Source organism: Pseudarthrobacter niigatensis (assembly GCF_030812615.1).
GTDB lineage: Bacteria > Actinomycetota > Actinomycetes > Actinomycetales > Micrococcaceae > Arthrobacter > Arthrobacter niigatensis.
Genome location: NZ_JAUSTB010000003.1, coordinates 58,313 through 84,001, shown reverse-complemented (window position 1 = coordinate 84,001; position 25,689 = coordinate 58,313). Strand labels below are relative to the sequence as shown.

The window sequence follows — 25,689 nt, the reverse complement described above, 5'->3', positions numbered from 1 at the left end:
TGCGGGCGGGCTGGGATGTCCTTAACGCTAGGCTGGCGGAGGCAATTATGGAGCGGTATGGTCCCTATAACTCGTATTGCGAAACGCAATACACGCCGACTCGAATGCCGTGGGGGACCCAAGATGTTTGAACCAGCCCAGTTGCGTTCCTTCCTGGCGGTGGCGGACACCCTGAGCTTTACCAAGGCCGCCGAACGCCTGGGGCTGGCGCAGCCCACCATAAGCCAGCACATCCGCAAGCTTGAGGCAGCCGCCAAGCGCAGCCTGGTTACACGGGACACCCGGGACGTCCGGCTCACGGACAACGGCGACGCCATGGCCGGTTTTGCCCGCAGCATCCTGTCAGCGCATGACGCCGCGGCCCGCTATTTCTCGGGCTCCGCGATGCGGGGGCGTCTGCGGTTCGGCACGGCGGATGATCTCGCCATCACCGGGCTGCCCCGGATCCTGCGTGAGTTCCGGCAGATCTATCCGCAGATCAACCTTGAGCTCACTGTGGGCCAAAGCGACCAGCTGTACCGCAAGCTGAACGCCGGCCAACTGGACCTGGTGTTCGTGAAATGGGTGGCCGGGGCAAAAGACGGCACGGTGGTCCAGCACGATTCGTTCTCCTGGGTGGGCCTTGAACAAACATCGCTGGAACCGGGAACGCCCGTGCCGTTGATCGCCTACCCGTCCCCCAGCCTCAGCCGGAAACTGGCCATCGATGCGCTGGAAGCCCACGGCCGGACCTGGCGGATCACCTGCACCACCCGCCAGATCAGTGGGGTGCTCGCGGCAGTCAGGGCGGGCATCGGCGTGGCCGTCATGCCCACGTCGCTGGTGCCCGAAGACCTGAAGATCATTACCCGGCGCTTCGACCTTCCCGCCGTAGGGGACGTGGATTTCACCCTGATCCGCAATCCGCTGGCCAATGCCGAGGTGATCGACGCCCTTACCCAAACGATTGTCGGCAGGACCATTAACCGCCAAACTTAACTCTCCAGCGGCTCAATTTCCAGCATTTAGGGGAGTTAGGGGGCCCGTGTCCATTGATAGGGGAAGTGGCATCACCTATGCTGGTTTTCCAAGGTCAAGCAGCAGGCCGGTTCACCGAAGCAAGCGAGTCTCCGCATGCCGGAAACCACCGCTTGGGACAGGCAGCCAATGACGACAGCCAGGAATATCCACCCAGGTTCTGCGCACGCACGCCCGTACTCCACCGCACGGCCGTCCACCCGCCAGAACACCCTCGGAACCGGACACGCCTCCGTGGACTCCGGTTATGTGGGGAAACCCACCTGCGACAAGTGCCGTACGGACGAGTTCGTCTACCTCGAGTCGTACATTCCACCCACCTACCGGCGTGACGGGACGGTGGCCACCCTTGGCGAGGTGGCCTACACCTGCACCCGCTGCGAGGATTTCTCCGCCCACAGCGTCCCCGCCACCTGGACGCCGCCCGGCTGGTACTTGGGCTAGCGGGACAAACAAAAGGTCCGGCGGTTGGGCTTGTGGAAACAAGCCCAACCGCCGGACCTTCTGTGTGCCCGCAGGCGCTAGATCAGCGCGTCCGAGAGGTGGTTCGGGGTGCCGAACCGGTGCGCGGTGATGCTGACGGCCTGCTCATGCAGGAAGGGCAGCAGCTCCACGCGGCCCGCCTCCGTGACCGGGTGGGCGTAGATGGCCAGGTCCGGCCGCCCGCCCGTGGCCTCGGCGAGTGCGGAGGCGTTGCCGCCGATCAGGCGGATGCGGCCCCCTGACAGTTTGCCCGCCGAGGCGAGGTGTCCGGCGGAAGCCAGCCAGCCGGCGTCGGACTCCACCGTCACGTTGATATCCTGTGCGGTGAGCACGGAGCGCAGCTGCGCGGGAAGTTCGACGGCGGTGGACACGGTGAGTGCCGAACCGGCCAGCACGCCCGCCGCCACCGTCCGGACCAGGTGTGCCAGCGGAGCACCTTCGGAAAGGCGGATGGTGACCGGCAGGCTGCGGTAGCGGAAGATGTTGCGCTCGGCGCCCAGCCCCGAGACGTCCTTGGCGGTGCCGAACTCGTCAGCCCAGGCTTCGGCGTCGGATGCCAGGGCCCGCTGGACGGACTCGAGGCCTGCCGGGTCCAGGGCGGGGCCGGCGGCGTTGAGGATGCGGCGGACGGCCGCGTTGGATACCGGAGCCTTCGCGGATGCCTTCGCCGGAAGCCAGTCACCCAGGCCGGCCAGGTAGTTGGGGCCGCCTGCCTTGGTGCCGGCACCGACCGCCGACTTCTTCCAGCCGCCGAACGGCTGGCGCTGGACGATGGCGCCGGTGATGCCGCGGTTGATGTAGAGGTTGCCGGCCTGGATGGTGTCCAGCCAGATGCCCAGTTCCTCGGAGTTGAGGGAGTGCAGGCCCGCCGTGAGGCCGTATTCGATCTGGTTCTGGATGGCGATGGCCTCTACCAGCGTTTCGGCGGTCATGACGCCCAGGACCGGGCCGAAGAACTCGGTCAGGTGGAAGTAGGAGCCACGCTTGACGCCGTAGCGCACGCCCGGGCTCCACAGCCGGCCGGTGCTGTCCAGCTTCTTCGGTTCAACGGCCCAGTTCTCGCCCTCGCCCAGCGTGGTGAGGGCGTTGAGGAGCTTGCCGTTGGCGGGCTCGATGATGGGGCCCATTTGGCTGGTGGGGTCCTGCGGGTAGCCCACCTTGAGGGAAGTGACGGCGTCGATCAGCTGGTTGTGGAACCGCTTGGAGATGGCCACGGAACCTACCAGGATCACCAGCGAGGCGGCGGAGCATTTCTGGCCGGCGTGGCCGAACGCTGAGTAGGCCACGTCCTTGGCGGCGAGGTCCAGGTCGGCGCTGGGGGTAACGATGATGGCGTTCTTGCCGCTGGTTTCGGCCAGCAGCGGCAGGTCCTTGCGGAAGGACCGGAACAGCTCGGCGGTTTCGTAGCCGCCGGTGAGGATCACGCGGTCCACAACAGGGTGGCTGATGAGCTGGGTGCCCAGTTCCCGCTCCCCCAGCTGCACCATGGTCAGTACGCCCTTGGGCACGCCGGCCTCCCACAGCGCCTCGACCATGACGGCACCGCTGCGGGCGGCCTGCTTGGCGGGCTTGATGACGACGGCGGAGCCGGCGGCGAGTGCCGCGAGGGTGGACCCTGCCGGGATGGCGACCGGGAAGTTCCAGGGCGGGGTGACGACGGTGAGCCTGGCTGGGACGAACGTGGCGCCGTCGACCGTGTCCAGCCTGCGGGCGGACTCGGCATAGTAGTGGGCGAAGTCCACGGCCTCGCTGACCTCGGGGTCGCCCTGGTCGATGGTCTTGCCGGTCTCGCTGGCCATGACCTCGAGCAGGTCGGCCCGCCGGGCTTCCAGGATCTCCCCGGCGCGGTGCAGGATGTCCGCACGTTCGTTGCCGGACAGTTCGCCCCAGGCCTTGCCCTTCTCCACTGCGTTGGCAATGGCCGAGTCGAGGGTGTCCTCGTCATTGATGAATGCGGCCTTCACCGATGCGTCGCCCAGCGTGGAGGACGGGACGCGCTCAAGGATGGCCCGGCCCCAGGTCCGGTTGGCCGGAAGGGCGGGATCGGTGTCCGGGGTGTTACGGAATCCGGTGTGCGGCATGGCCTCCGGGGGAAGGTTCCGGTCCTGCCGGCGGTTGGGCAGGGGAACTGTGTTGTCCAGTGCCTCCAGGGAGGAGAGGAAACGCTGCTTCTCGCGCTCGAACAGCCCTTCGTTTTCGCTGAGCTCGAAGACCGCCGACATGAAGTTTTCCTGGCTGGCGCCTTCTTCCAGGCGGCGGATCAGGTATGCGATGGCGACGTCGAACTCGGACGGGTGCACCACCGGCGTGTAGAGCAGGAGTGAGCCGACGTCCTTCTTGACGGCCTCGGCCTGGCCCTGCGCCATGCCGAGCAGCATCTCGAATTCGATGCCGGACTCCACGCCGCGCTGCTTGGCCAGGAGCCACGCGAAGGCGATGTCGAACAGGTTGTGGCCGGCCACGCCGATCCGGATGTTCTTGATACGTTCGGGGTGCAGGGCGTAGTTGATGACGCTCTTGTAGCTGGTATCCGAGTCCTGCTTTGAACCCCAGGTGGCCAGCGGCCAGTCGTGCAGCGAGGCTTCCACCTGCTCCATGGGCAGGTTGGCCCCCTTGACTACGCGGACCTTGATGCCGGCGCCGCCGTTGGCGCGGCGCTCTGCGGCCCAGTCCTGCAGCCGGATCATGGCGGACAGCGCATCCGGGAGGTAGGCCTGGAGCACGATGCCGGCCTCGAGGTCCTGGAACTCGGGCTTGTCCAGGATCCGGGTGAAGACCGCGATGGTCATGTCCAGGTCCTTGTACTCCTCCATGTCCAGGTTGATGAACTTGTTCTTCTGTCCGCTGCCGGAGTAGGAGGCGGCGCGCCGGAAGAGCGGGGTGAGCTTTTCGACGACGTGTTCCACGGCTTCGTCGAAGGCCCAGGCGGAGTGCGGGGCCACGGTGGAGGAGACCTTGATGGAGACGTAGTCGACGTCGGGCCGCGCCAGCAGCGTGTGGGTTCCCTCGAGGCGCCGGGAGGCTTCGTGCTCGCCGAGGACTGCCTCGCCCAGGAGGTTGACGTTGAGCTTGATGCCGTCCTTCTTGATCTTGGCGATTGCTGGGCCCAGCTTGGCGTCGGTGGCATCCACGATCAGGTGGCCCACCATTTCGCGGAGGACCCTGCGGGCGATGGGGATGACCAGCCGCGGCATTGCCGGGGCCATGGTGCCGCCCAGTGCCACGGCGCTGCGCATGTACCACGGCAGGAAGGCGGGAACCTTGGGGGCCAGCTTGGCGAGGTTGCGGGCGGCGACGTTGAGGTCCTCGGGGCGGACCACGCCGTCAACGAAGCCCACCGTGAAGTCCAGGCCGTTGGGGTCCTTCAGGACGCCGGCCAACTGCTCTGCGGAGGCGTCCACCGGGACCTTGGCGGCCTCGGTAAGCCAGCGCCGGACCAAGGCTACCGCTTCATTGGCGAGGGCCTTGGCCTGGGGGACGTCGACGTCGACAGTCTGCGGGGTGGCCGCCTTTGCGACTGCCGGTTCCATTGCAACGTGGGTCATTGTTTTCCCGATCTTTCTGGTGTCCTGGGAGGTCTTTCCACCAGTATGAGCTTCTGCTCACATAAGATAAAGCGATCTTTTCCAACCAATACAGGTTAGGAAAACCACTGTTTTATCCCCCTCCCAACGCCTCATCACCTCCTGCCCCACAACCACCAACGCCCCATCACCTCCCGCCCCCAAACCGCCAACGCCCCATCACCTCCCGCCCCACAACCACCAACGCCCCATCACCTCCCGTCGAAAGCAACGAACCCTCCCCCACAGAATGTGAGGGAGGGTTCGGCTGGACGCCGCATTATCTGATGGCGCGTTGGGAGAAAGCGGTAAGAACGTGATGGGGCGTTGGGGGAAAACGGGCAGAAGGTGATGGCGCGTCCGGGGAGAGGTCAGGAAAGCGGGCGGTGCAGTTCTGCGAGCTCCTGGTGCCGCGGGCTGTCGGGGTTCATCAGCGAATGCTTGCGTCCATAGCTGAAATAGATCACCAAGCCGATGATCAGCCACACCACGAACCGCAGCCAGGTCTCCCAGTGCAGCTGCAGCATGAGGAAGGCCGAAGCCAGGACACCGAACGCCGGGATCACGGGCATCAGGGGCAGGCGGAACGTGCGGGGAGCATCAGGCCGCTTGTAACGAAAGATGATCACGGACAGGCAGACGACGACGAACGCGGCCAGGATGCCGATGTTGGTCAGGTCCGCGACTGCCTTGATGGGGAACACGCCGGCCAGGAAGGCGGAGGCGATGCCGCCGATCCAGGTGACGCGCTGCGGGGTGCCGCGGTGGTCCGTCTTGGCGAACCAGCCGGGGAGCAGTCCGTCACGGCTCATGGAGAACCACACGCGGGTAACGCCCAGGAGGAACGTGAGCATCACGGTGAGGATGGACAGCACGGCGAACACCGAAATGATGGTGGCGATAACCGGCAGCCCCACGGAGGTGAAGGCCGAGGCGAAGCCTGCCTTGGGGTCGATGTCCTTGTAGTTCTGCATGCCGGTGAGGACGAGCGTGGCAGCAACGTAGAGCAGCATGGCGATGATGAGCGAGAGCACGATGGCCTTGGGCATGTGCTTCTTGCCGTCCTTGGCTTCCTCGGCCGCAGTGCTCATGGCGTCGTAACCAAAGACTGCGAAGAAGACGGTGGCGGAGCCTGCCACCACGGGGCCGAAGCCGCTGGGCATGAACGGGTTGTAGTTGTTGGTGTCAATGTAGAACACGCCAAGCCCGATGATGAAGAGGATCAGGACCACCTTGATGGCCACGGCTGCCAGCTCGAACCGGCCAAACGCCTTGGTGCCGCGGGACAGGATCCAGGTGACCAGGAGGCAGACCAGGATGGCAGGGATGTTGATGATGCCGCCCTTGCCTTCGTCAAAGGTGGAGGTCATCCAGCTTGGCAGGTGGATGCCGATGCCGGCCAGGAAGGCGTCAAGGTAGCCGGAGATGCCGATCGCCACCACCGCCACGATGGCGATGTATTCCAGCAGCAGGTCCCAGCCGATGAACCAGCCGATGACCTCGCCGAGCGCTACGTAGCCGTAGGTGTAGGCGGAGCCGGCGCGCGGGATCATTCCCGCGAACTCCGCGTAGGACAGGGCTGCGGCCGCTGAGGCCAGCCCTGCGATCAGGAAGGAAATCAGTACCGCGGGCCCCACCCCGGGTGTGCCTTCGCTGCCGGCGGCCACCAGTCCCGCGAGGGAGAAGATGCCGACGCCGATAATGCCGCCAACGCCGATGGCGGTGAGCTGCCACAGGCCAAGGGACTTGAACAGTCCACTGTGCTTGTTTTCTTCTTCGATGTCATCAATGGGCTTTCGCCGCATGATCGATTGGCTCAAATCTTTGCTGCTCATCAGGAACTCCTGGTTGGGGTGCGACCCCGCCGCGGCACGCCAAGAAACCTGGCTGTGACGGGGGTAACTCGGTTTCAACAGTATGCGTGCGCAATTGCGTTAGATAAAGTGACTACTTCTAACCTATATTCGTTAGTTTCAGTTAGGAATCCACCATGCTTGATGTCCGCAGGCTGCGGCTGCTCCGGGAGTTAAGCATCCGTGGGACGCTCGCGGAGGTGGCCGAGGCACTGCAGTACAGCCCGTCGTCGGTATCGCAGCAGCTGGCCCTGCTGGAGAAGGAAGTGGGCGTGGAACTGCTCCGGAAGACCGGGCGGCGGGTGCAACTGACGCCCCAGGCCGAGGTGCTCGTGGCGCACACGGCTCAGCTGCTCGAAACCATGGAGCAGGCCGAGGCGGATCTGGCCGCATCCCTGACCACAGTCACGGGGACGGTACGGATCGCGGTCTTCCAGTCGGCCGCGCTGGCGCTGATGCCGGACACCTTGACGCGCATGGCCGCGAAATACCCCGAGGTGCGGATCGAAATGATCCAGCGTGAGCCCGAGACCGCGCTGCATGAGACGTGGGCACGCGACTTCGACCTGGTGATCGCCGAGCAATACCCCGGGCACGCCGCCCCGCGCTACCCGGAACTGGACAAGGTGAAGCTGACTACAGACGCCATCCGCCTGGCCGTTCCCCCGGCCTCCGGCAACGGACCCGGGATCCGTTTCCTGGAGGACACGGCAGACCTGGCCTGGGTCATGGAACCGCGCGGCGCCGCTTCGCGCCACTGGGCAGAACAAGCCTGCCGCAGCGCAGGATTCGAGCCCGATGTCCGCTTTGAAACCGCCGACCTGCAGGCCCAGGCACGCCTGATCGAGTCCGGCAACGCCGTGGCCCTGATGCCGGACCTGGTGTGGACGGGCCGCGGCACCACCGCGCAGCTTCTGGAGCTTCCCGGCAAGCCGCACCGCACCATCTTCACCTCGGTCCGCCGCTCCAGCACCCAGCGCCCGGCCATCCTGGCCGCCCGGGAGACCCTGGCCGCGGCAGCCGCGGCGGTGGCAACGGACGACGCCGGGTGACCGGCCGCCGTCGTCCGCGTCCTTCCGTGCGCAGCCACGCCGCCCGGCGTTGCGCAGGTGCGTTCCCTGCGCCCTGAGAACCCGCGCCGGTGCGCAGGCGCGTCGTGGCCCGTATGTTTCGTGCGTCACTGCGGGTAAAGGGCCGCAGGACTAGACTGGAGCCGTTATGAATCGAACAATGTTCAAGTCCAAAATCCACCGGGCCACCGTCACGCACGCCGACCTGCACTACGTCGGCTCGGTCACCGTTGACCTCGACCTGCTCGAAGCCGCCGACATCCTGCCCGGCGAGCTGGTGTCCATTGTGGACGTCACCAACGGCGCGCGGCTTGAAACCTACACCATCGCCGGCGAGCGCGGTTCCGGTGTCATCGGCATCAACGGTGCAGCGGCGCACCTGATGCACGAGAATGACATCGTCATCCTCATCACCTACGCCGAAATGACCACCGAAGAAGCCAAGGCCTACCAGCCCAAGGTGGTCCATGTCGACCAGGACAACCGGATCATCCAGCTGGGCAATGATCCCGCCGAAGGCCTGACTCCCGGCATGATGCGCCCCCCTTTCGCGCTTAACAACGCCACCCTGTAGCCGGAGCGTGTGTCCCGGTCCCTGCCTCCGCCGTGCCCGAACGGCTGACCCTTGCTAGGGGTGCTGGCGGGATTCTTCGTCGTTTGGTGCATCATCCTGGTGGGTTGGTTCGTGGGCCGGAAGCGGATCCTTGGTGATAACGCCCGCCCCGTCCTGAGCGGCCTGACGTTCTTCGTCGCCAGTCCGGCGCTCCTCTTTGAAACCCTGAGCAAGGCCCGCCTGCAGGAAGTCTTCGCCGAACCGCTCCTGGTCACGGCGGTGGCGGCCATCGCCACGGCCGGGATCTACCTGGTGCTGGCCAGGTTCTGGCTGAAGCGGGCCCTCCCGGAATCGCTGATGTCCGCCATGTCCGCGTCCCTTGCCAACTCGGCGAACCTGGGTATTCCCATCGCGGTATATGTCCTGGGCGATGCGAGCTATGTGGCGCCCCTGCTGATCTTCCAGCTGGCCTTCTTCACGCCAACGTTCCTGATGGTCCTGGACTCGAGCACCAGCACGCACCGGACCACGGTTTTGGGCTTCTTCCTGATGATCCTGCGCAATCCGATGATCGTGGGCTCCGGACTGGGGCTGCTGGTGGCAGGCACCGGATTCCAGGTGCCGGCGCTCGTCATGGAGCCGATCCACCTGATTGGCGGGGCCGCGATTCCGGCCATGCTGATGGCGTTCGGGATGAGCCTGAACGGCAGCCGCCCGCTGCAGGCCTCCGCCGGCCGGCGCGTGGACACCCTGCTGGCCAGCGGCTTCAAGCTCGCGGTCCAGCCGGCCCTGGCCTACGTCTTTGCCCGCTTCGCGCTCGGGATGGAGGGGCATGCCCTGTTCGCGGTGGTGGTGACGTCCTCGCTGCCCACCGCGCAGAATGTGTTCGTAGCCGCCAGCCGGTACCAGACCGGGCTTACCGTCGCCAAGGACACCGTGCTCATCACCACCGTGGTGGCGGTGCCGGCGATGATCGGCGTGGCACTGCTGCTGGCCTGAGCGCCGGCCAACCGACATAACTGCAGCTTGGAGGGCTGATGAATACTGTGCTGGACACCGTCGTGATCGGCGGCGGGGCCATGGGCTCTGCGGCCGCGTGGGCACTGTCCCGCCGCGGCCGGCAGGTGACGCTGGTGGAACAATTCGGCCCAGGCCACAAGATCGGCGCCTCCCACGGTGCTACCCGGAACCTCAACCCTGGCTACCACCAGCCCGACTACGTGGCCATGCTGGCAGAGGGGCTCGCCCTGTGGGACGAGCTGGAGCAGGACAGCGGCGTGCAGCTGCTGGCGCGCACCGGCGTGGTAGCCCATGGTCCCGGCGGGGACCTCCCCAAGGTTGCCGAGGCCCTGACCGAGGCCGGCATCCGCGCCGAATTCCTGGACCCTGCCGAAGCCGGCGGGCGCTGGCGCGGCATCCGCTTCGACCAGCAGGTCCTGCATATGCCCGACGGCGGCCAGCTCAACCCGGAGGCGGCGCTGCCCGCCTTCCAGCGTCTCGCCTCCGCCCGCGGCGCCGAGATCCGGCACCATACCAAGGTGGTGGACTTCGAGGTGTTCGACGACGGCGTGCGGCTGGGCCTTGAATCCGCTGCGGGCACGGAAGTGGTCACCGCAGCCCAGGCCGTCGTGACCGCCGGCGGCTGGACGGAAAAGCTGCTGGCCAGGGTTGCGGGCACGGGCGCCGCAGCGTTGCGGATCCCGAAGCTGAGGGTGACGCAGGAGCAGCCGGCGCATTTCCGGGTGGCGGACCCCGGCGCGGTGTGGCCCGGCTTCAACCACTATCCCGGCCCGGATTACCAGGGCTGGTACTCCCCCGTGTACGGCATGCAGACCCCCGGCGAAGGCATCAAGGCCGGCTGGCACGGGGTGGGCCCGGTGGTGGACCCGGACCACCGCGATTTTCTGCCCGAACCAACGCAGCTGGCAGCGCTGCAGGAGTACGCACGGCAGTGGCTGCCCGGCGTGGACCCTGATTCGTTCGAGGCCATCAGCTGCACGTACACCACCACCCCGGACGAGGACTTCATTTTGGACCGGGTGGGGCCGGTGGTGATCGGCGCGGGCTTCTCCGGCCATGGCTTCAAGTTCACCCCGGTGGTGGGGCGGATCCTGGCCGACCTTGCCACCGGGACCCGGCCAGCGCCGTCGATCTTCCGGGCGTCCCGCTAGCGGCGCTGCCACCCAGGGCGGGCGGCGCCGCCGGGCTGGCGTGCCGGTCTGGCGGGATTCCCTACTCCCGGCTGCCGTCCGCGTTGGTGGGCACTGGCTCCGCGCCGGAATTGCCGCTGTCCTCGGCCTTGACCGCCGGCATGGACAGCACCGCTGCCACCGTGAGGAGGCCGGCCACGAGCGCGGCCAGGAACACGGCACCCGAAGCGCTGATTACCGTGGCGGGGACGGCCTCCCCACCGCTGCTGCCGCCGTAAATAGAGTTGGCCACGGCGCCGAACACGGCCACGCCCAGGGCACTGCCGATGGACCGGGCGAACATGTTGGTGCTGGTCACCACGCCGCGTTCGTGCCAGGGAACGCTGGACTGGGCGGAAATCAGCGTGGGGGTGGCCAGCAGGCCCAGGCCAAGCCCGACGACGAAGCAGCTGACCGCGATCAGCGCCACGTTGGGCGACGACGCCGTCAGCGACAGGATCAGCAGCCCCGCCACGGCGATGGCAATGCCGATCAGGGCGGTGGACTTGAACCCGATCCGCAGGTAGAACTTCCCGGCCTGCGAGGCGCTGAGCGGCCAGCCGAGGGTCAGGGCTGCGAGCGCCAGGCCGGCCACGAGCGGCGAGGAGGACAGGGCGCCTTCGAGGAAGGTGGGCACGTAGGAGGTCAGGCCGATCATCATCGCGCCGACGCCGAAGGACACCAGCGCTGTGGTGGCCAGCAGGCGCCGGGACACCACCCAGGCCGGGAGGATGGGCTCCGCCGCCCGCCGCTCCACCAGGAGGAAGGCCACCAGCAGCACCGCCCCGACGACGAAGACGCCAATGCTGATGGGCGAATTCCAGGCCCACGCCTGGCCGCCCTGCAGCGCACCGAGGATGAGCAGGCCGAGCGATCCGGCCAGGAGGACGGCGCCGGCGTAGTCCACCTTGTGCCTCTTCCGTTCCACATTCTCGTGCAGGGTGCGGACCAGCATCCAGCCTGCCAGCAGGCAGAGCGGCACGTTGACCAGGAAGATGCCGCGCCAGATGCCGAGGGCGGAGAAGACGCCGCCCAGGCTGGGGCCCACCACGGACGAGATGGCCCAGACACTGGCCAGGTAGCCCTGGACCTTGGCACGCTCCTGCAGGGTGTAGATGTCCCCGGCGATGGTCACGGCCACGGGCAGCACCGCGCCGGCGCCGAGTCCCTGCAGGGCGCGGAAAGCGATCAGGGAGGGCATGCTCCACGCCACGCCGCAGAGCACCGAGCCCAGCAGGAACAGGCCGATGCCGGTGAGGATGATCGGTTTGCGGCCGGCCATGTCGGAGAGCTTGCCGTAGATGGGGACGGACACCGCCTGCGCCAGCAGGTATGCGGAGAAAAGCCATGGGAAGGATGCGAAGCCGCCCACGTCCCGGACGATCGACGGGACGGCCGTGGCCACGATGGTGGAGTCGATGGCCACGAGTCCCGTGGACAGCATCAGGGCGATGAGGATGGGGCCGCGGTCGGACCGGAACCCTACTCCCTGGGCGCGGGCGGTCGTCATCAGTCTCGTTTCAGTAAGGTGGATCCCTGTTACCTCCACTCTACGTACCCACAATGGGAGCCGACTATCTCCTGTCCTGGTGTTCGTCCAGCAGCCGGGCACAGCGGATGAAGCCCAGGTGCGAGTAGGCCTGCGGATGGTTGCCCAGGTGGGTCTCGGTGCCGGGGTCGTATTCCTCGGGGAGCAGCCCGGTGGGGCCGAAAAGGTTCACCAGCTGGTCAAACAGGTCCCAGGCTTCATCGATGCGGCCGACGGCCACGTACGCCTCGATCAGCCAGGTGGTGCAGATGTGGAACCCGCCCTCCAGGCCCGGCAGCCCGTCGTCGTACCTGTAGCGGAAGACCGTTGGACCCACCCGCAGCTCCCGCTCCACGGCGGTGACGGTATCCAGGAAGCGCTGGTCCGTGACGTCCAGCAGGCCGGAGAGGCCGATGTGCAGGACGGCGGCATCCAGGTCCGGGCTGTCGTAGGCAACAGTGTAGGACTTCGCGGACTCGTCCCAGCCCTCCCGGAGCACTTCCGCACGGATCGTGGCTGCCGCCGGCGCCCAGGCCGGGTCCGGCTCCCGGCCGTGCCGCGCCGCGGTCCGCAGCGCGCGGTCCAGGGTCACCCAGCACATCACCTTTGAATACACGTGATGCCGTGCTGCCCGCCGGGCTTCCCAGATCCCGTGGTCCGGTTCATGCCAGCGGGCCAGGACCGCCGAGGCCATCTGGTTCATCAGCTCCCAGTGGTCGTCGGCGAGCGCGTCCTCGCGTTCACTCAGCGAGTGGATGAGTTCGGCCACCGGCCCAAAGACGTCCAGCTGGACCTGGTGATCCGCCGCATTGCCGATCCGCACCGGACGGGATCCCGCGTACCCCGGCAGACTGTCGACGACGGCTTCCGTGGACAGCGGCGCGCCCGTCACCGAGTACAGGGGGTGCAGCCATTCGGGGCCCGGTGCGTGTTCGAGGATCCGGCCCAGCCAGCCCAGGAATCCGGCCGCCTCCGCCGTGGAGCCCAGGTCCACCAGCGCATTGACGGTCATGGAGGCATCCCGCAGCCAGCAGTACCGGTAATCCCAGTTCCTGGTCCCGCCGATCCCCTCGGGCAGGGAAGTGGTGGGGGCCGCGAGTACGGCGCCCGTGGGTTCATGCACCAGGGCGCGGAGCACCAGCGCCGACCGCCGTACCAGCGAGGGCTTGACCGATGGCAGGGAAAGGTTCTGCACCCACTGCCGGGCATGGAGCGCCACCCGTGCCCGCCGTTCCGTCTCCCCGCCGGGGTCCGCGGACTGCGGCTCGGTGTCCCCGCAGCGGAGGTTGAGCACCACGGGCCCGTCCTGGAGGTTGACGGACGCCGTTGCCGTGGCATGGCGGCCGTCCGAGGTGATGCTGAACGCGGCGCCCGGCGCGAACAGGATGATGGGCTCCGAGGTGCCCAGCACATGCAGTTCCCCGCCCCGCGCCTCCATGCTGAATGGGGCGTTCGCGTAGTCCGGCCGCGGAGCAAACGTGATCCTGGCGGCACCGTGGCCCGTCAGCACCCGGACCAGGCTGGTGATGCCTTCCGGTGCAGGCTCCAGGTAGTCGGTGACCGTGACGTCCGCCCAACGGGTTTCGACAATCATGGTGCTGTCCACGTAGCGCTGCCCCAGCACCTGGGAGGCTTTCACCGGTTCCACCGAGAAGTGCCCGGCGGCATCGCCGCCCAAAATGTGGGCGAACAGGGAACCGGAGTCCGGCAGCGGGTGGCTCATCCAGCAGATCTTCGCGTCGGGCGTCAGCAGCGCGGTGGAGGACCCGTTCCCGATCATCGAGTGGCGTTCAAGGCCCACCGCGTCCTCCCCGAACAGCCACGCCCGCCGCAGTTCGAAGAGGAACGCCAGGACGCGGGCGAAGGATTGGGGGTCGCGGAGGCGGTGCGGGGCTGCCGTCTCGCCCTGGCCCACGTGCAGGCCGAGGTCGGGCCCGCGCAGGGTGGCAATGGCCAGTTCGTCGCTGGCGGCGTCCCCCGCGAACATGGCCGCGCTGGCCCCCAGCCGGGACCTGAGGGTCTCCAATGCCTCGCCCTTGGACGGTTCCACCACGGACAGGTCCAGCACGGAGCCGTCCACGATGAAGAACAGCCCGTGGGCAGCAGCGATCTGCCGGGAAATTTCCGTCACGGTCGCCACCACGTCCGGCCGGGCGGGCCGGGTGTGCACCGAAACTGCCACCGGTTTGCGTTCGATCCAGATGCCCTCGTGGAAGCCGACGGCCTCGTTGAGGGCGGCATTGACCTTCTGCAGGACGGACTCGGTGGCCAGGCTCTGCGCGTGGGCGAACCCCATGTCCGCTTCGGCGCCGTGCGAACCGATGAGGTGCACCTCCGCGGGCAGCCGTGACACCGCTGCCAGGTCACGCAGGGAGCGGCCCGAGATGATCGCCGCATGGGTATTGGGCAGCGCTGCCAGCGCACGAAGCGCAATGGCCGCGCTGCCCAGCGGGAGCGTCTCGGTGGAGATGCCTTCGGCGTCGCACAGCGTTCCGCCGTAATTGCAGGCCACCAGCAGGCTGGGGACGCGGGCCAGCACCTTGAGCTCCGCGAGCAGGGCGGGGGTCAGCCCGTTGTCCGCCGCATCGGACTGGATGAAGGCGCGCAGCATGTCCAGCGGAAGGGACCGTGTGAGCAGCGCGGAATCCGCCACGCTCTGGTTCAATGGCGTCGGCATCCAAAACCCCTTTGAGGCAGGGCCAGGCCGGGAACACAGCCGCACGGATGGTCCGCGGGCTACCGGTTGGCGCCCCGGGGTTCCGGGTGGATGACCCGGGGCACATCCCATCCTCAGCCCGGGCAGTTACCCCCGGAAGTCCCCTTCATTGCGTATGTGTAAAAGTCTGACCGACCGAGTGGCGTTGCATGTTGCGCACCGGCCGGCAAACCACAGCGGCTACACCCGGACCAGCCCGGCCGCCTCGGCCAGGAGTTCCACGGACCGCAGGCGCGCCTCCGTCCCCGGGCTCTGGTGCGCCACGATGAGTTCGTCTGCATCGGCGTGCTTTCCAAAGCTGTCCAGGTAGTCAATGACGACGTCGGGCGTCCCCACTGCGGAGTACGTCATCATTTGTGCCATGTGGCGTCCCTGCGGCGAGTCCAGGATCATGTCCGCCTCGTCGTCGGTGAATTCGCGGCCGCCGCCGAAGAACAGGGAGACGCGGGCGCGCTTGGTGGCCTGGAACATGGCCTGCGCCTCGGACGCGGAGTCGGCGGCGATGACGTTGACGCCGGCGATCACGTGCGGCGCGTCCAGCTGGGCGGACGGTTTGAACTCGCTGCGGTAGATGGCCACCGCGTCCTGCAAAGCGGCGGGGGCGAAGTGCGAGGCGAAGGCGTAGGGCAGGCCCAGCTGCGCGGCCAGGCGGGCGCCGAACAGGGACGACCCCAGGATGTACAGCGGCACGTTGGTCCCCTTGCCCGGGGTGGCCTCGACGCCCTCGATGCGGGTGGGGCCGGTCAGGTAGCCCTGCAGTTCAAGGACGTCCTGCGGGAAGCTGTCGGCGGACATCGGGTCCCGGCGCAGGGCGCGCATGGTGTTCTGGTCACTGCCCGGGGCCCGGCCCAGGCCCAGGTCGATCCGTCCGGGGTGCAGCGTTTCCAGGGTGCCGAACTGCTCTGCGATGGTCAGCGGGGAATGGTTGGGCAGCATGACGCCGCCGGCGCCCAGCCGGATGCTTTCGGTGTGCGCCGCCACGTGGGCGATCAGCACGCTGGTGGCGGAGGAGGCGATGGAGGACATGTTGTGGTGCTCGGCGTACCAGACGCGCCGGTAGCCCAGCTTCTCGGCGTCCTGCGCCATGGCCACGCTGCCTGCGAAACTCTCCGCCGCCGTCTGGCCTTTGCCGATGGTTGCCAGGTCAAGGATGGAGAGGGGAAGAGTCACGTCAGGTGCCGGCCTTTCAAAATGTTTCGTAGGGGGGGTGCCGGCCGGATGGCGGCGGGCACGTGATGCATAACGACGGCGGGCCCCGCCTTATTTCTGTGAGCTGGGGAATACTCAGCATACTGATGAGGTTGCCGCCCCTATGAGCCATGATTCAACGAAGCAGCTGGAACTGTCCGCAACGATCGACCTCAAGGACCTGGGAACCGTGCACCGGCTGGGTTTTGGTGCCATGCGCATTGTGGGTGACGGCGTCTGGGGTGAGCCCGCAGACCGGCAGGCCGCCGTGGCCGTGGTGCGCCGCGCCGTCGAACTCGGCGTGGATTTCATTGACACCGCCGACTCGTACGGCCCCAACATCAGCGAGGAAATCATTGCCGAGGCCCTCCACCCCTACAAGGAGGGGCTGAAGATCGCCACCAAGGTGGGCTTCACACGCACGGGGCCCAACAAATGGGTTCCCGTTGGCCGGCCGGAATACCTGCGCCAGCAGACGGAACTGAGCCTGCGCAAGCTGAAGGTGGACACGCTGGACCTGCTGCAGCTGCACCGCATCGATCCCAAGGTGGACGCCGAGGAGCAGTTCGGCGTGCTGCGTGAGCTCCAGGACGAAGGCAAGGTCCGCGCCCTGGGCCTGTCCCAGGTGGGCGTGGCCGAACTCGAAGCCGCCGGAAAGCACTTCACGGTGTCCACCGTCCAGAACCGCTACAACCTGACGGACCGCAGCTCCGAGGACGTGCTGCGCTACTCCGAGGAGAACGGAATCGGCTTCATCCCGTGGGCGCCGATCTCCGCCGGCGAGCTCGCCCGGCCGGGCGGACCGCTGGATGAGGCCGCCAAGCGCCTTGGCGCCACCACCTCCCAGGTGGCCCTGGCCTGGCTGCTGCGCCGCTCCCCCGTGATGATGCCCATCCCCGGCACCGGCTCCGTGCAGCACCTCGAAGAGAACATGGGCGCCGCAGGCATCACGCTCGACGACGATACGTACGCGGAGCTAGAAGCGGCCGGCAAGTAGAGAACTCGGTACGTAAAGAAACCTGGACAGGAGCTACACGATGGCAAACATTTTGATGGTCGTCTCGGCCGCGGATTCCCTCACCATGAAGGACGGCAGCGAGCACCCCACCGGCTACTGGGCAGAGGAACTGGTGGTGGCCCACCAGACCCTGACGCAGGCCGGTAACACCGTCCACATCGCAACCCCCGGCGGCCGGAAGCCCACCGTGGACCAAGTCAGCCTGGCTGCCGAATCGGCCGGTGGCGAGGACCGGGCACAGGGCTTCCGGGACTACCTGGAAAAGATCGACGGCGAGCTGGCGCACCCGCTGGTGCTGGCCGACGTCGACGCCGCAGCGTATGACGCCGTGGTGATGCCCGGCGGCCACGGCCCCATGGCGGACCTCTACCAGGACACCGACCTGGGACGCCTGCTGGTGTCAGCGAACAGGGACGGCAAGATCATTGCGCCGTTCTGCCACGGTCCGGCGGGGCTGCTGAGTGCAACGGACGACGACGGCGGGTTCACTTTCAAGGGCCGGCGCCTGACGGTCTTCACCAACGAGGAAGAACTTGGCGGCGGCACCGGGGAGAACACGCCGTGGCTGGTGGAGGACGCCCTCAAGGCCAAGGGTGCCGTCATCGAGAACGGCGCGGCCTGGTCCTCCAACGTGGTGCGGGACGGCAACCTCATCACCGGGCAGAACCCGCAGTCCAGCGAGGATGTGGCCAAGGAAGTGCTCGCGGCACTGTCCTAGGCAACCGGCCGTGACGCACTAGAGAGGGGACCAGCTCAGTGAGCTGGTCCCCTCTCTGCGGCGAACGTCGTTGGGCGCTGGCCCGGCTGCGGATCAGGCGGCGCAGCCTCCCAGCGCTATCGTTCCGTCGATGGCACGGATCTGCTGTTGTACGGTGCCGAGTTGGGACTGCAGCCCTGCGACGACGTCCTTTTGGGCCTTGATGTCGGCAGTGTTCTGCTTCTTTTGGGCCTGCAGCGTGGCCAGCTTCTGCTGCGCCGCCGAGAGCTGCTGGTCCAGGCCGGTCAGCTGGCCCTGCAGCATTGCGAGGTTTGCTTCCGCGGTGCTGATGTCACCCTTTAGCTGGTTGAGCTGCTGCAGCAAGGGTGCTACCCGGGTTTGCAAGGACAGAATCTCGGACTCCTTGGCGGTAACTTGGCCGTTGAGTCCGGTGATCTGCAAGGCCAAGCTGTCTGCCAGGTTGTTGAGGGCCGTGAGTTCCACTTCCTTGGCCGTTACTGCAGTGTTGGCTGCGGTAACGGTCGCTTGGAGCGCTGGGAGCTGGTCCTGCAGCGCGCCCAGCTCTGCCTGCTTCTGCTGGACGGCGTTATTCGCGGCGGCCAAATCCGTTTGGGCCTGGGTCAGGGCTTCATTCTTCGATTCCAGGACTGCTTTCTGGTCGGTCACCGCCTGCTGCGCCTGCTGGAAGTCAGAAGCAAGCCCAGGCAGCGCGGCTTCCAGGCCCTTGACTGTCTGCTGCTGGGCTGTAACGGCGGCTGCTGCATCATCGGCTGCCTTTTGGAGGTCCGGCAACTGGTTTTGCACGGACGTCAGCTCCGCCTGCTTGGTGATGATTGCTGCGTTGGCCTGGTTCACTGCATCCTGCAGGCCGGGCACCTGGGCCTTGAGCGCGGCCATATCGGCTTCCTTGGCCGCGACGGCTAAGTTCGCGGCGGTCAGGGATGCCTGCAGCGGCGCCGCCTGCTGTTGCAGCGTACTGCTTTCCTGCTGCCTCGTAAGGAGCTGCGCATTCAGCGCGGTGACCTGGCTGTTCAGGGTTGCCAAATCACCCTGGAGGCCCGAAATCTGGGTGCTCTTGTCCGCGATCTGGTTGTTTACGAGGGCCAGTTCGTCTGACTTGGACTTACGCAGATCCTGAAGCGCCTTCTTCTCCTCGCTGGTTCCCTTGATGGCGGCGATCTGCTTGGTGATGGCGTCAATCTGGGACTGCAGTGAAGCCGCGTTGTCCTGAAGCGTCTTGAGGTCGCTCTGGGCTGCGGCCAGTGCAGACTGCTTCGATGAGATTTGGCCGTTGAGCGTGGCGATCTGCCCCTGCAGTGCGGCCACCTGGGCGTTGGCTGCGTTTACCTTTGCCATCTGGTCGTCGTAGGCCTTCTGGGCGGCCGCGGCAGTTGTCTGCAGTGTGGTGAGGTCGCCTTGGGCTGCGGTGAGCGCGGCATTCTTGGCTTCCAGTGCAGCTTTCGCATTGGCAGCGTCGCCCTGCAGTGTGGCCAGGTCAGACTGGGCGGCTGCGATCTGTCCCTGCTTGTCCGTAACCGCATTCGTGGCGGCCGTTGCAGCTGCCTGGAGGTTTCCCAGTGTCTGCTGGGCTGCGGCCACCTGGTCCTTTTGGGCTTGGAGCGCCCCCGCCGCGGTGGTTCCGGCGGCTTCCAGTGTCCTCAGGTCCGCCTCCGCCTGGGTGACCTGCAGCTGTGCGGCGCTCACCGCTGAGGCTGCCTGTTGCGCCTGGGAAGACAGGGCAGCAAGGTCGGTTTGCGCCTGCTGGATCTGGGCCGCCTTCGCGGCAACGTCGGCGGTTGCCGTGGCTGCCGACTGCTTCAGCTCCTCCAGTTGGGCCTGCGCTGCGGCCAGGGCCTGCGCGTTGTCAGCCTGCTTGGCAGCGAGGTCTGCGGCCTGTGCCTTTAGCCCATCGGCGGCGGTCTGCGCCGCAGTCAGTTGCTCCTGCAGCGGTACCAGCGCGTTTTGGACGTCCGCCTGCTGGCTTCGCAGGGCGGCGAGGTCGCCCGTTGCCTGCGCAACCGCTCCGGACTTGGCAGTGACCAGGGGGCCCAGCTGGTCCACCTCAGCCTGGGCGGCGGCTGCGTCCTTGTCGAGCTGGGTTGCCTGGGCATCCATGGCGGCCAGCGTCTTGTCCGCCGCCGCGATGTCCGCTGTCAGAGCGTCAGCCTTGGATTGGAGCGTTGCTTTCTCGGCCTGCAGCGCCAGGATGATGTCGGCGTTCTTCTTCGCTGCGGCCTTCAGGAGGTTTTCCTGAACGTTGCCGCGGTGCGCCAGCTGGTTCACCACCCCGTTGCAGATTCCGGTGACCGTGCCGGTGGCTGCAACCGCGGGCTGGACCAATACCATGCTGGTGGTGAGCAGCCCGGGAAGGATGACGGCGGCGGCAAGGCGTCGGGACAAGGGGGACTTGGACGGGGAAGTGCGCATGCGAGCTCCTGGTGAGACCTGAGCGGCGGCCCACTCTGGCCGCCTCATGGCCCAACCGTAGGTTCCGGAGTGGCCGGAGAACACGCGTAATCACCACTTGTCTTTCTTGCCCGAGTACTCGCTTTCTGCTGGATGCGTGACAGGCGCGTGTCCGGCTGGGCCACAGCTGGCGAATATGACCGCCGCGGTCCTCCGGTGAACTGCCGTTACTCCCTGTATCCCCGGGTTTCGCGGCCTTTGATTCCACCGCGGAGGCTGCCGGATAGTGGCTGCAACGCGCACATCCCGCTGCATCTTCCACCCTCGTTCCAAGGAGGAACCATGGCCTTCACCACCAGGCCGGCCGCCGTCGTGGCCCTTGCCGTTTCAGCACTGCTGGGACTGGCTGCCTGCTCCGACCCCGGCGCTTCGGCGGCGACAGCACCGTCGTCGTCCGCCACAAACACTGCCGGCAAGACCTTCAACCTGTCCCCGGAGCAGGACCGCTTCAAAGTCGCTGCGGACCCCGCCGCTGCCGCACTGGTCCCCGAGGCCATCAAGGCCGATGGCAAACTCACCGTGGTGACCACGGGCGGCGCGGCGCCGCTCAGCCTCTTCGCCACGGACAACAAGACCCTGATCGGCAGCGAGGTGGACATCGCCTACGCCGTGGGCGAGTCACTGGGCCTGCAGGTGGAGGTCCTGCCCGTGGCGTGGGCGGACTGGCCGTTGGGCATCGAATCGTCCAAGTACGAGGCCGTGCTGTCCAACGTCACCGTCACCGAGGCACGCAAGGAAAAGTTCGACTTCGCCACCTACCGCAATGACCTCCTGGGCTTCTATGCCAAGAGCGGTTCGGACATCGGGGAAATCAAGGAGGCCAAGGACGTGGCCGGCAAGAGGATCATCGTGGGCTCCGGCACCAACCAGGAGGCCATCCTGGTGCGCTGGGACGAGGAGAACAAGAAGAACGGCCTGGCGCCGGTCCAGTTCCAGTATTACGACGACGACTCCGCCTCGAGCCTGGCCCTTCAGTCAGGCCGTGCGGACCTGACGTTTGGGCCCAACGCGGCTGCCGCCTACAAGGCGGCGCAGGACGGAAAGACGAAGCAGGTGGGGACGCTGAACGGCGGCTGGCCACTGACGGCGCAGATCGCCTTCACCACCAAGAAGGGCAACGGCCTGGCGGTGGCCGCCCGGGCTGCGCTGAACCACTTGATCGAGGATGGCACCTACGCCAAAATCCTGGACCGCTGGGGCCTCTCCTCCGAGGCCATCCAGAAGTCCGAACTGAACCCGGCGGGCCTGCCCAAGAAATAAGGCAGCCTGCCGACGAAGGAATCCCCGCCCTGCCGGCAGCAGGGCGGGGATTCTTCTGTTTGAGTGCGGATCCGCGAAAGTGCGCTCCCGGCCGGTTAGGCAATAGTCTGGCCAGATGGGGACCAGTGCCGTTAACTCCGGCGAACAAGTGGACAGGCAGGCCCGCATTCTCGAAGCGGCAATGGACCTGCTGTCCCGCCACGGGATTTCCGGCGTGAGCATGCGCGCCGTCGCACGCGAAGCCGGCGTGGCGCTGGGCCTGGTCAACTACTACTACGACGACAAGACCACCCTGATCCGTGCCGCCCTGCGCCGCGTGGATGAGCATGACCTTTTACTCGTCGCCCCGGACCCGTCGGTGGCCCCGGATGAACAGCTGCGCCGGGCGCTCCGGCGCGTTGCCGGAGCTGACCTGCTGACCACGCGCTACCTGTCCCTGCGCCTGCACCTGTGGGCCCTTGCCCAGGCGGATGAGGACTACGCGCAGATCAACGCCGCCGCCTTCGACCGGTACATCGACGGGCTCGCGGCCTTGGTGTCCAGCGCCATGCCAGGGCTGACCTGGGAAGCGTGCAGGGAGCGCGCCTCGGACATTGTGGTCATCCAGAACGGCGTCTGGCTGACCGCGCTGCTGGGCGTTGACAAGGCTTCAATTGAGCGGAGCATCGAGCGGACGGAGCAGATCGCGTTCGCACCGGTTCCGGACGAAAACGCCGGCGGCCGGGTTACCTTCCGGCCCTGAAAAACCCGCTTCAGGGGCAACAGTAGCGCCCTGCGAAGCATTGAACAAGTGTTCAAGAAACCTATTGAACACTTGTTCAACTTGCACTACTGTCCTTCCTATGACTTACGCCACACAGGCCCAGGAAGCCGCCCCGAGCACCGAAACCAAGCCCGCCTCCTCCCTGTTCATCAACGGCAAATGGGAGCCAGCGGCGTCGGGCGCCGTCCGTGAAATCCGCAACCCGGCCGACGGCGAGCTGGTGGCCACCGTCTCGGAAGCGGGCCGGGAGGACGCCGAACGCGCCATCGCGGCGGCCCGCGCCGCCTTCGACTCCGGCGTCTGGTCCAGCGTCCCGGCACCGGAGCGGGGCGCCTTCCTCCTGAAGGTCGCCGCCGGACTGCGGGAGCGGCGCGAAAAGTTCGCCCGCGCCGAGTCCCTGGACACCGGCAAGCGGATGGTGGAAAGCCGCATCGACATGGATGACATCGCCGCCTGCTTCGAGTACTTCGGCAGGCTCGCCGGGCAGCAGGCGGGCAGGATTGTCGACGCCGGGAACGCCGCCGTCGTCAGCAGGATCGTCTACGAACCCGTGGGCGTCTGCGGCCTCATCACGCCGTGGAACTATCCCCTGCTCCAGGCGGCGTGGAAGATCGCGCCCGCCCTGGCCGCCGGCTGCACCTTCGTCCTCAAGCCCTCCGAGCTGACCCCGTCCACCAGCATCCTGGCTATGCAGCTGCTGCAGGACCTCGGCCTGCCGGACGGCGTCGCCAACCTCGTGACGGGAGCGGGCGCTGAGGCGGGCGCACCCCTTTCGGAACACCCCGCCGTCGATCTCGTCTCCTTTACCGGCGGGCTGGAAACCGGCAAGCGGATCGCCGCGGCCGCTGCCGGCACCGTCAAGAAGGTGGCGCTGGAGCTCGGCGGCAAGAACCCCAACGTGGTGTTCGCCGACGCGGACTTCGACGCCGCCGTCGACAACGCCCTGAACGGCGCGTTCGTCCACTCCGGGCAGGTCTGCTCCGCCGGCGCCCGGCTGCTGGTGGAGGAATCCATCGCCGAACGCTTCGTGGACGAACTGGTCCGCCGCGCAGAGGGCATCCGGCTGGGCGGGCCTTTCGACGACGACGCCGAAACCGGCCCGCTGATCTCCGCAGCGCACCGCGACAAGGTCCACGCCTACGTCCAGCGCGGCATCGCGGAAGGCGCGCGGCTCCGCACCGGCGGCGCGGCACCTTCCGGGGAGAAGTACGACGGCGGGTTCTACTACCAGCCGACCATCCTGGACCAGGTGCAGCGCGGCATGTCCGTGGTCACCGACGAGGCGTTCGGCCCCGTGGTGACCGTGGAAACCTTCCGCACCGAGGACGAAGCAGTGGCCACCGCCAACGACACGATCTATGGCCTGGCCGGCGCCGTCTGGACCCAGGACGCCGGCAAGGCTCAGCGCGTGGCGTCACGGCTGCGGCACGGCACCATCTGGATCAACGACTACCACCCCTACCTCCCCCAGGCCGAGTGGGGCGGCTTCGGCCAGTCCGGCGTCGGCCGCGAGCTGGGCCCCACCGGCCTGGCTGAATACCAGGAAGCCAAGCACATCTACCAGAACACCAGCCCGCAGGTCACCGGCTGGTTTGCTGACCACGGCAAGGAGAACTAGATGCACTACGACAACATCGAGGACGTGACCGAACGCGGGTTCGACTACGTCGTTATCGGCGGCGGGTCCGCGGGGGCGGCGGTGGCCGCACGGCTGAGCGAGGATCCGGACGTGACCGTGGCCCTCGTGGAGGCCGGCCCGGACGACCGCAATATCCCGGAGATCCTGCAGCTGGACCGCTGGATGGAACTGCTGGAATCCGGCTACGACTGGGACTACCCCATCGAACCGCAGGAAAACGGCAACTCCTTCATGCGCCACGCCCGTGCCAAGGTGATGGGCGGCTGCTCCAGCCACAACTCCTGCATCGCTTTCTGGGCGCCCCGGGAAGACCTGGACGAGTGGGAAGCCAAATACGGAGCCACCGGCTGGAACGCCAGCGCCGCCTGGCCGCTGTACCAGCGGCTGGAAACCAATGAAGATGCCGGCCCGGACGCACCCCACCACGGGGACTCCGGCCCCGTGCACCTGATGAACGTGCCCCCGGCGGATCCTGCTGGCGTCGCGCTCTTGGACGCCTGTGAGCAGGCGGGCATCCCCCGCGCGAAGTTCAACACGGGAACCACCGTGGTCAACGGTGCCAACTTTTTCCAGATCAACCGGCAGGCGGACGGCACCCGCGCCTCCAGCTCGGTTTCCTACATCCACCCCATCATCGACCGGCCCAACTTCACCCTGCTGACCGGCCTGCGCGCCCGCCAGCTGGTGTTCGATGCTGACAAGCGCTGCACCGGCGTGGACGTGGTGGACGGAGCGTTCGGCCGGACCCACCGGCTCACGGCCCACCGGGAAGTCGTCGTATCCACCGGCGCCATCGACTCCCCCAAGCTCCTCATGCTCTCCGGCATCGGCCCGGCCGCACACCTGGCCCAGCACGGCATCGAGGTGCTGGTGGACTCCCCCGGCGTGGGCGAGAACCTGCAGGACCACCCGGAAGGCGTGGTGCAGTTCGAGGCCAGGCAGCCCATGGTGCAGACCTCCACCCAGTGGTGGGAAATCGGCATCTTCACCCCCACCGAGGACGGCCTGGACCGCCCCGACCTCATGATGCACTACGGCTCCGTCCCGTTCGACATGAACACGCTGCGCCACGGCTACCCCACCACGGAGAACGGCTTCAGCCTCACCCCCAACGTCACCCACGCCCGCTCCCGCGGGACGGTCCGGCTGCGCAGCCGCGACTTCCGCGATAAGCCCATGGTGGACCCCCGCTACTTCACGGACCCTGAAGGCCACGACATGCGCGTCATGGTGGCCGGCATCCGCAAGGCCCGCGAAATCGCCGCCCAGCCCGCCATGGCGGAATGGACCGGACGCGAGCTGTCCCCCGGCATCGAAGCACAGACCGACGAGGAGCTCCAGGACTACATCCGCAAGACCCACAACACCGTCTACCACCCGGTGGGCACGGTCCGCATGGGAGCGGACGACGACGGGATGTCACCTTTGGATGCCCGGCTGCGGGTCAAGGGTGTCACCGGCCTCCGGGTCGCCGATGCATCCGTCATGCCTGAGCACGTCACCGTCAATCCCAACATCACCGTCATGATGATCGGCGAGCGCTGCGCCGACCTGATCAAGGCGGACTACGCCGGCGCCGACGCCCCGGAAGAGAAGGAGCTCACCACGTCCCTCGCCTGAGCGGCGGGTCATCAAGGGGGCCGCATTCCCCAACAATGGCGGCCC

At 67.0% G+C, this 25,689-nt stretch carries 18 protein-coding genes; 12 read left to right on the top strand and 6 right to left on the bottom strand.

Annotated elements, in window-relative coordinates:
• Positions 1-123 precede the first annotated feature (123 nt).
• Both J2T23_RS05610 and J2T23_RS05605 read left to right on the top strand, forming a co-directional pair.
• Positions 124-978 (top strand): LysR substrate-binding domain-containing protein, encoded by an 855-nt coding sequence (locus J2T23_RS05610; RefSeq protein WP_307357907.1) that lies wholly within the window; start codon positions 124-126, stop codon positions 976-978.
• A gap of 168 nt (positions 979-1,146) precedes the next feature.
• Positions 1,147-1,461, top strand: a complete 315-nt coding sequence (locus J2T23_RS05605; RefSeq protein WP_141159059.1) for a hypothetical protein — start codon at positions 1,147-1,149, stop codon at positions 1,459-1,461.
• A 77-nt stretch (positions 1,462-1,538) separates the two neighbouring features.
• On the opposite strand, the gene J2T23_RS05600 is transcribed toward J2T23_RS05605, so the two are convergent.
• Together J2T23_RS05600 and J2T23_RS05595 are read right to left on the bottom strand one after the other, a co-directional pair.
• Entirely contained in the window at positions 1,539-5,045 is a 3,507-nt protein-coding gene (locus J2T23_RS05600; RefSeq protein ID WP_307357905.1) for a bifunctional proline dehydrogenase/L-glutamate gamma-semialdehyde dehydrogenase, read from the bottom strand.
• Between the two features lie 389 nt (positions 5,046-5,434).
• The gene (locus J2T23_RS05595) at positions 5,435-6,898 is read right to left on the bottom strand and encodes an amino acid permease (protein ID WP_141159057.1); all 1,464 of its coding nucleotides are present in this window, start codon (positions 6,896-6,898) and stop codon (positions 5,435-5,437) included.
• 155 nt (positions 6,899-7,053) lie between these two features.
• Here J2T23_RS05595 and J2T23_RS05590 point away from each other — a divergent pair, with 155 nt between their 5' ends.
• From J2T23_RS05590 to J2T23_RS05575, 4 genes are all read left to right on the top strand, one after another.
• Positions 7,054-7,968, top strand: a complete 915-nt coding sequence (locus J2T23_RS05590; protein ID WP_307357901.1) for a LysR substrate-binding domain-containing protein — start codon at positions 7,054-7,056, stop codon at positions 7,966-7,968.
• 166 nt (positions 7,969-8,134) lie between these two features.
• On the top strand, positions 8,135-8,560 hold the full coding sequence (panD, locus tag J2T23_RS05585; protein ID WP_210411346.1) for an aspartate 1-decarboxylase: 426 nt from the start codon (positions 8,135-8,137) through the stop codon (positions 8,558-8,560).
• A gap of 51 nt (positions 8,561-8,611) precedes the next feature.
• Complete coding sequence (locus tag J2T23_RS05580; protein WP_307357898.1) at positions 8,612-9,538, top strand: AEC family transporter; 927 nt, start codon at positions 8,612-8,614, stop codon at positions 9,536-9,538.
• Positions 9,539-9,576: 38 nt separating this feature from the next.
• Positions 9,577-10,710: an FAD-dependent oxidoreductase gene (locus J2T23_RS05575; protein WP_307357896.1), complete on the top strand. Its 1,134-nt coding sequence runs from the start codon at positions 9,577-9,579 to the stop codon at positions 10,708-10,710.
• A gap of 61 nt (positions 10,711-10,771) precedes the next feature.
• Here J2T23_RS05575 and J2T23_RS05570 read toward each other — a convergent pair whose 3' ends face one another.
• From J2T23_RS05570 to J2T23_RS05560, 3 genes are all read right to left on the bottom strand, one after another.
• Entirely contained in the window at positions 10,772-12,238 is a 1,467-nt protein-coding gene (locus tag J2T23_RS05570) for an MFS transporter (RefSeq protein WP_307357893.1), read from the bottom strand.
• Positions 12,239-12,302: 64 nt separating this feature from the next.
• The gene (locus tag J2T23_RS05565; RefSeq protein WP_307357890.1) at positions 12,303-14,933 is read right to left on the bottom strand and encodes a trehalase-like domain-containing protein; all 2,631 of its coding nucleotides are present in this window, start codon (positions 14,931-14,933) and stop codon (positions 12,303-12,305) included.
• A 219-nt stretch (positions 14,934-15,152) separates the two neighbouring features.
• Positions 15,153-16,142, bottom strand: coding sequence for an LLM class flavin-dependent oxidoreductase (locus J2T23_RS05560; protein WP_018769951.1), 990 nt, complete (start codon positions 16,140-16,142; stop codon positions 15,153-15,155).
• A gap of 142 nt (positions 16,143-16,284) precedes the next feature.
• Between J2T23_RS05560 and J2T23_RS05555 the strand changes: the two genes are divergently transcribed.
• Both J2T23_RS05555 and J2T23_RS05550 read left to right on the top strand, forming a co-directional pair.
• Positions 16,285-17,157, top strand: coding sequence for an aldo/keto reductase (locus tag J2T23_RS05555; protein ID WP_056391954.1), 873 nt, complete (start codon positions 16,285-16,287; stop codon positions 17,155-17,157).
• Positions 17,158-17,197: 40 nt separating this feature from the next.
• Complete coding sequence (locus tag J2T23_RS05550) at positions 17,198-17,896, top strand: type 1 glutamine amidotransferase domain-containing protein (RefSeq protein WP_307357886.1); 699 nt, start codon at positions 17,198-17,200, stop codon at positions 17,894-17,896.
• A gap of 93 nt (positions 17,897-17,989) precedes the next feature.
• On the opposite strand, the gene J2T23_RS05545 is transcribed toward J2T23_RS05550, so the two are convergent.
• The gene (locus tag J2T23_RS05545; protein ID WP_307357884.1) at positions 17,990-20,323 is read right to left on the bottom strand and encodes a coiled-coil domain-containing protein; all 2,334 of its coding nucleotides are present in this window, start codon (positions 20,321-20,323) and stop codon (positions 17,990-17,992) included.
• 321 nt (positions 20,324-20,644) lie between these two features.
• Between J2T23_RS05545 and J2T23_RS05540 the strand changes: the two genes are divergently transcribed.
• The 4 genes from J2T23_RS05540 (at position 20,645) to J2T23_RS05525 (ending at position 25,644) form a co-directional block, all read left to right on the top strand.
• Positions 20,645-21,622 (top strand): ABC transporter substrate-binding protein, encoded by a 978-nt coding sequence (locus J2T23_RS05540; RefSeq protein WP_307357882.1) that lies wholly within the window; start codon positions 20,645-20,647, stop codon positions 21,620-21,622.
• Positions 21,623-21,737: 115 nt separating this feature from the next.
• Positions 21,738-22,364 carry a TetR/AcrR family transcriptional regulator gene (locus J2T23_RS05535; RefSeq protein ID WP_307357880.1) on the top strand — a complete coding sequence of 209 codons (627 nt, stop codon included), beginning with the start codon at positions 21,738-21,740 and terminating at the stop codon, positions 22,362-22,364.
• 100 nt (positions 22,365-22,464) lie between these two features.
• Positions 22,465-24,003 (top strand): aldehyde dehydrogenase family protein, encoded by a 1,539-nt coding sequence (locus J2T23_RS05530; protein ID WP_307357878.1) that lies wholly within the window; start codon positions 22,465-22,467, stop codon positions 24,001-24,003.
• Positions 24,004-25,644 (top strand): GMC family oxidoreductase, encoded by a 1,641-nt coding sequence (locus J2T23_RS05525; RefSeq protein WP_307357875.1) that lies wholly within the window; start codon positions 24,004-24,006, stop codon positions 25,642-25,644.
• The last annotated feature ends 45 nt before the right edge of the window (positions 25,645-25,689 follow it).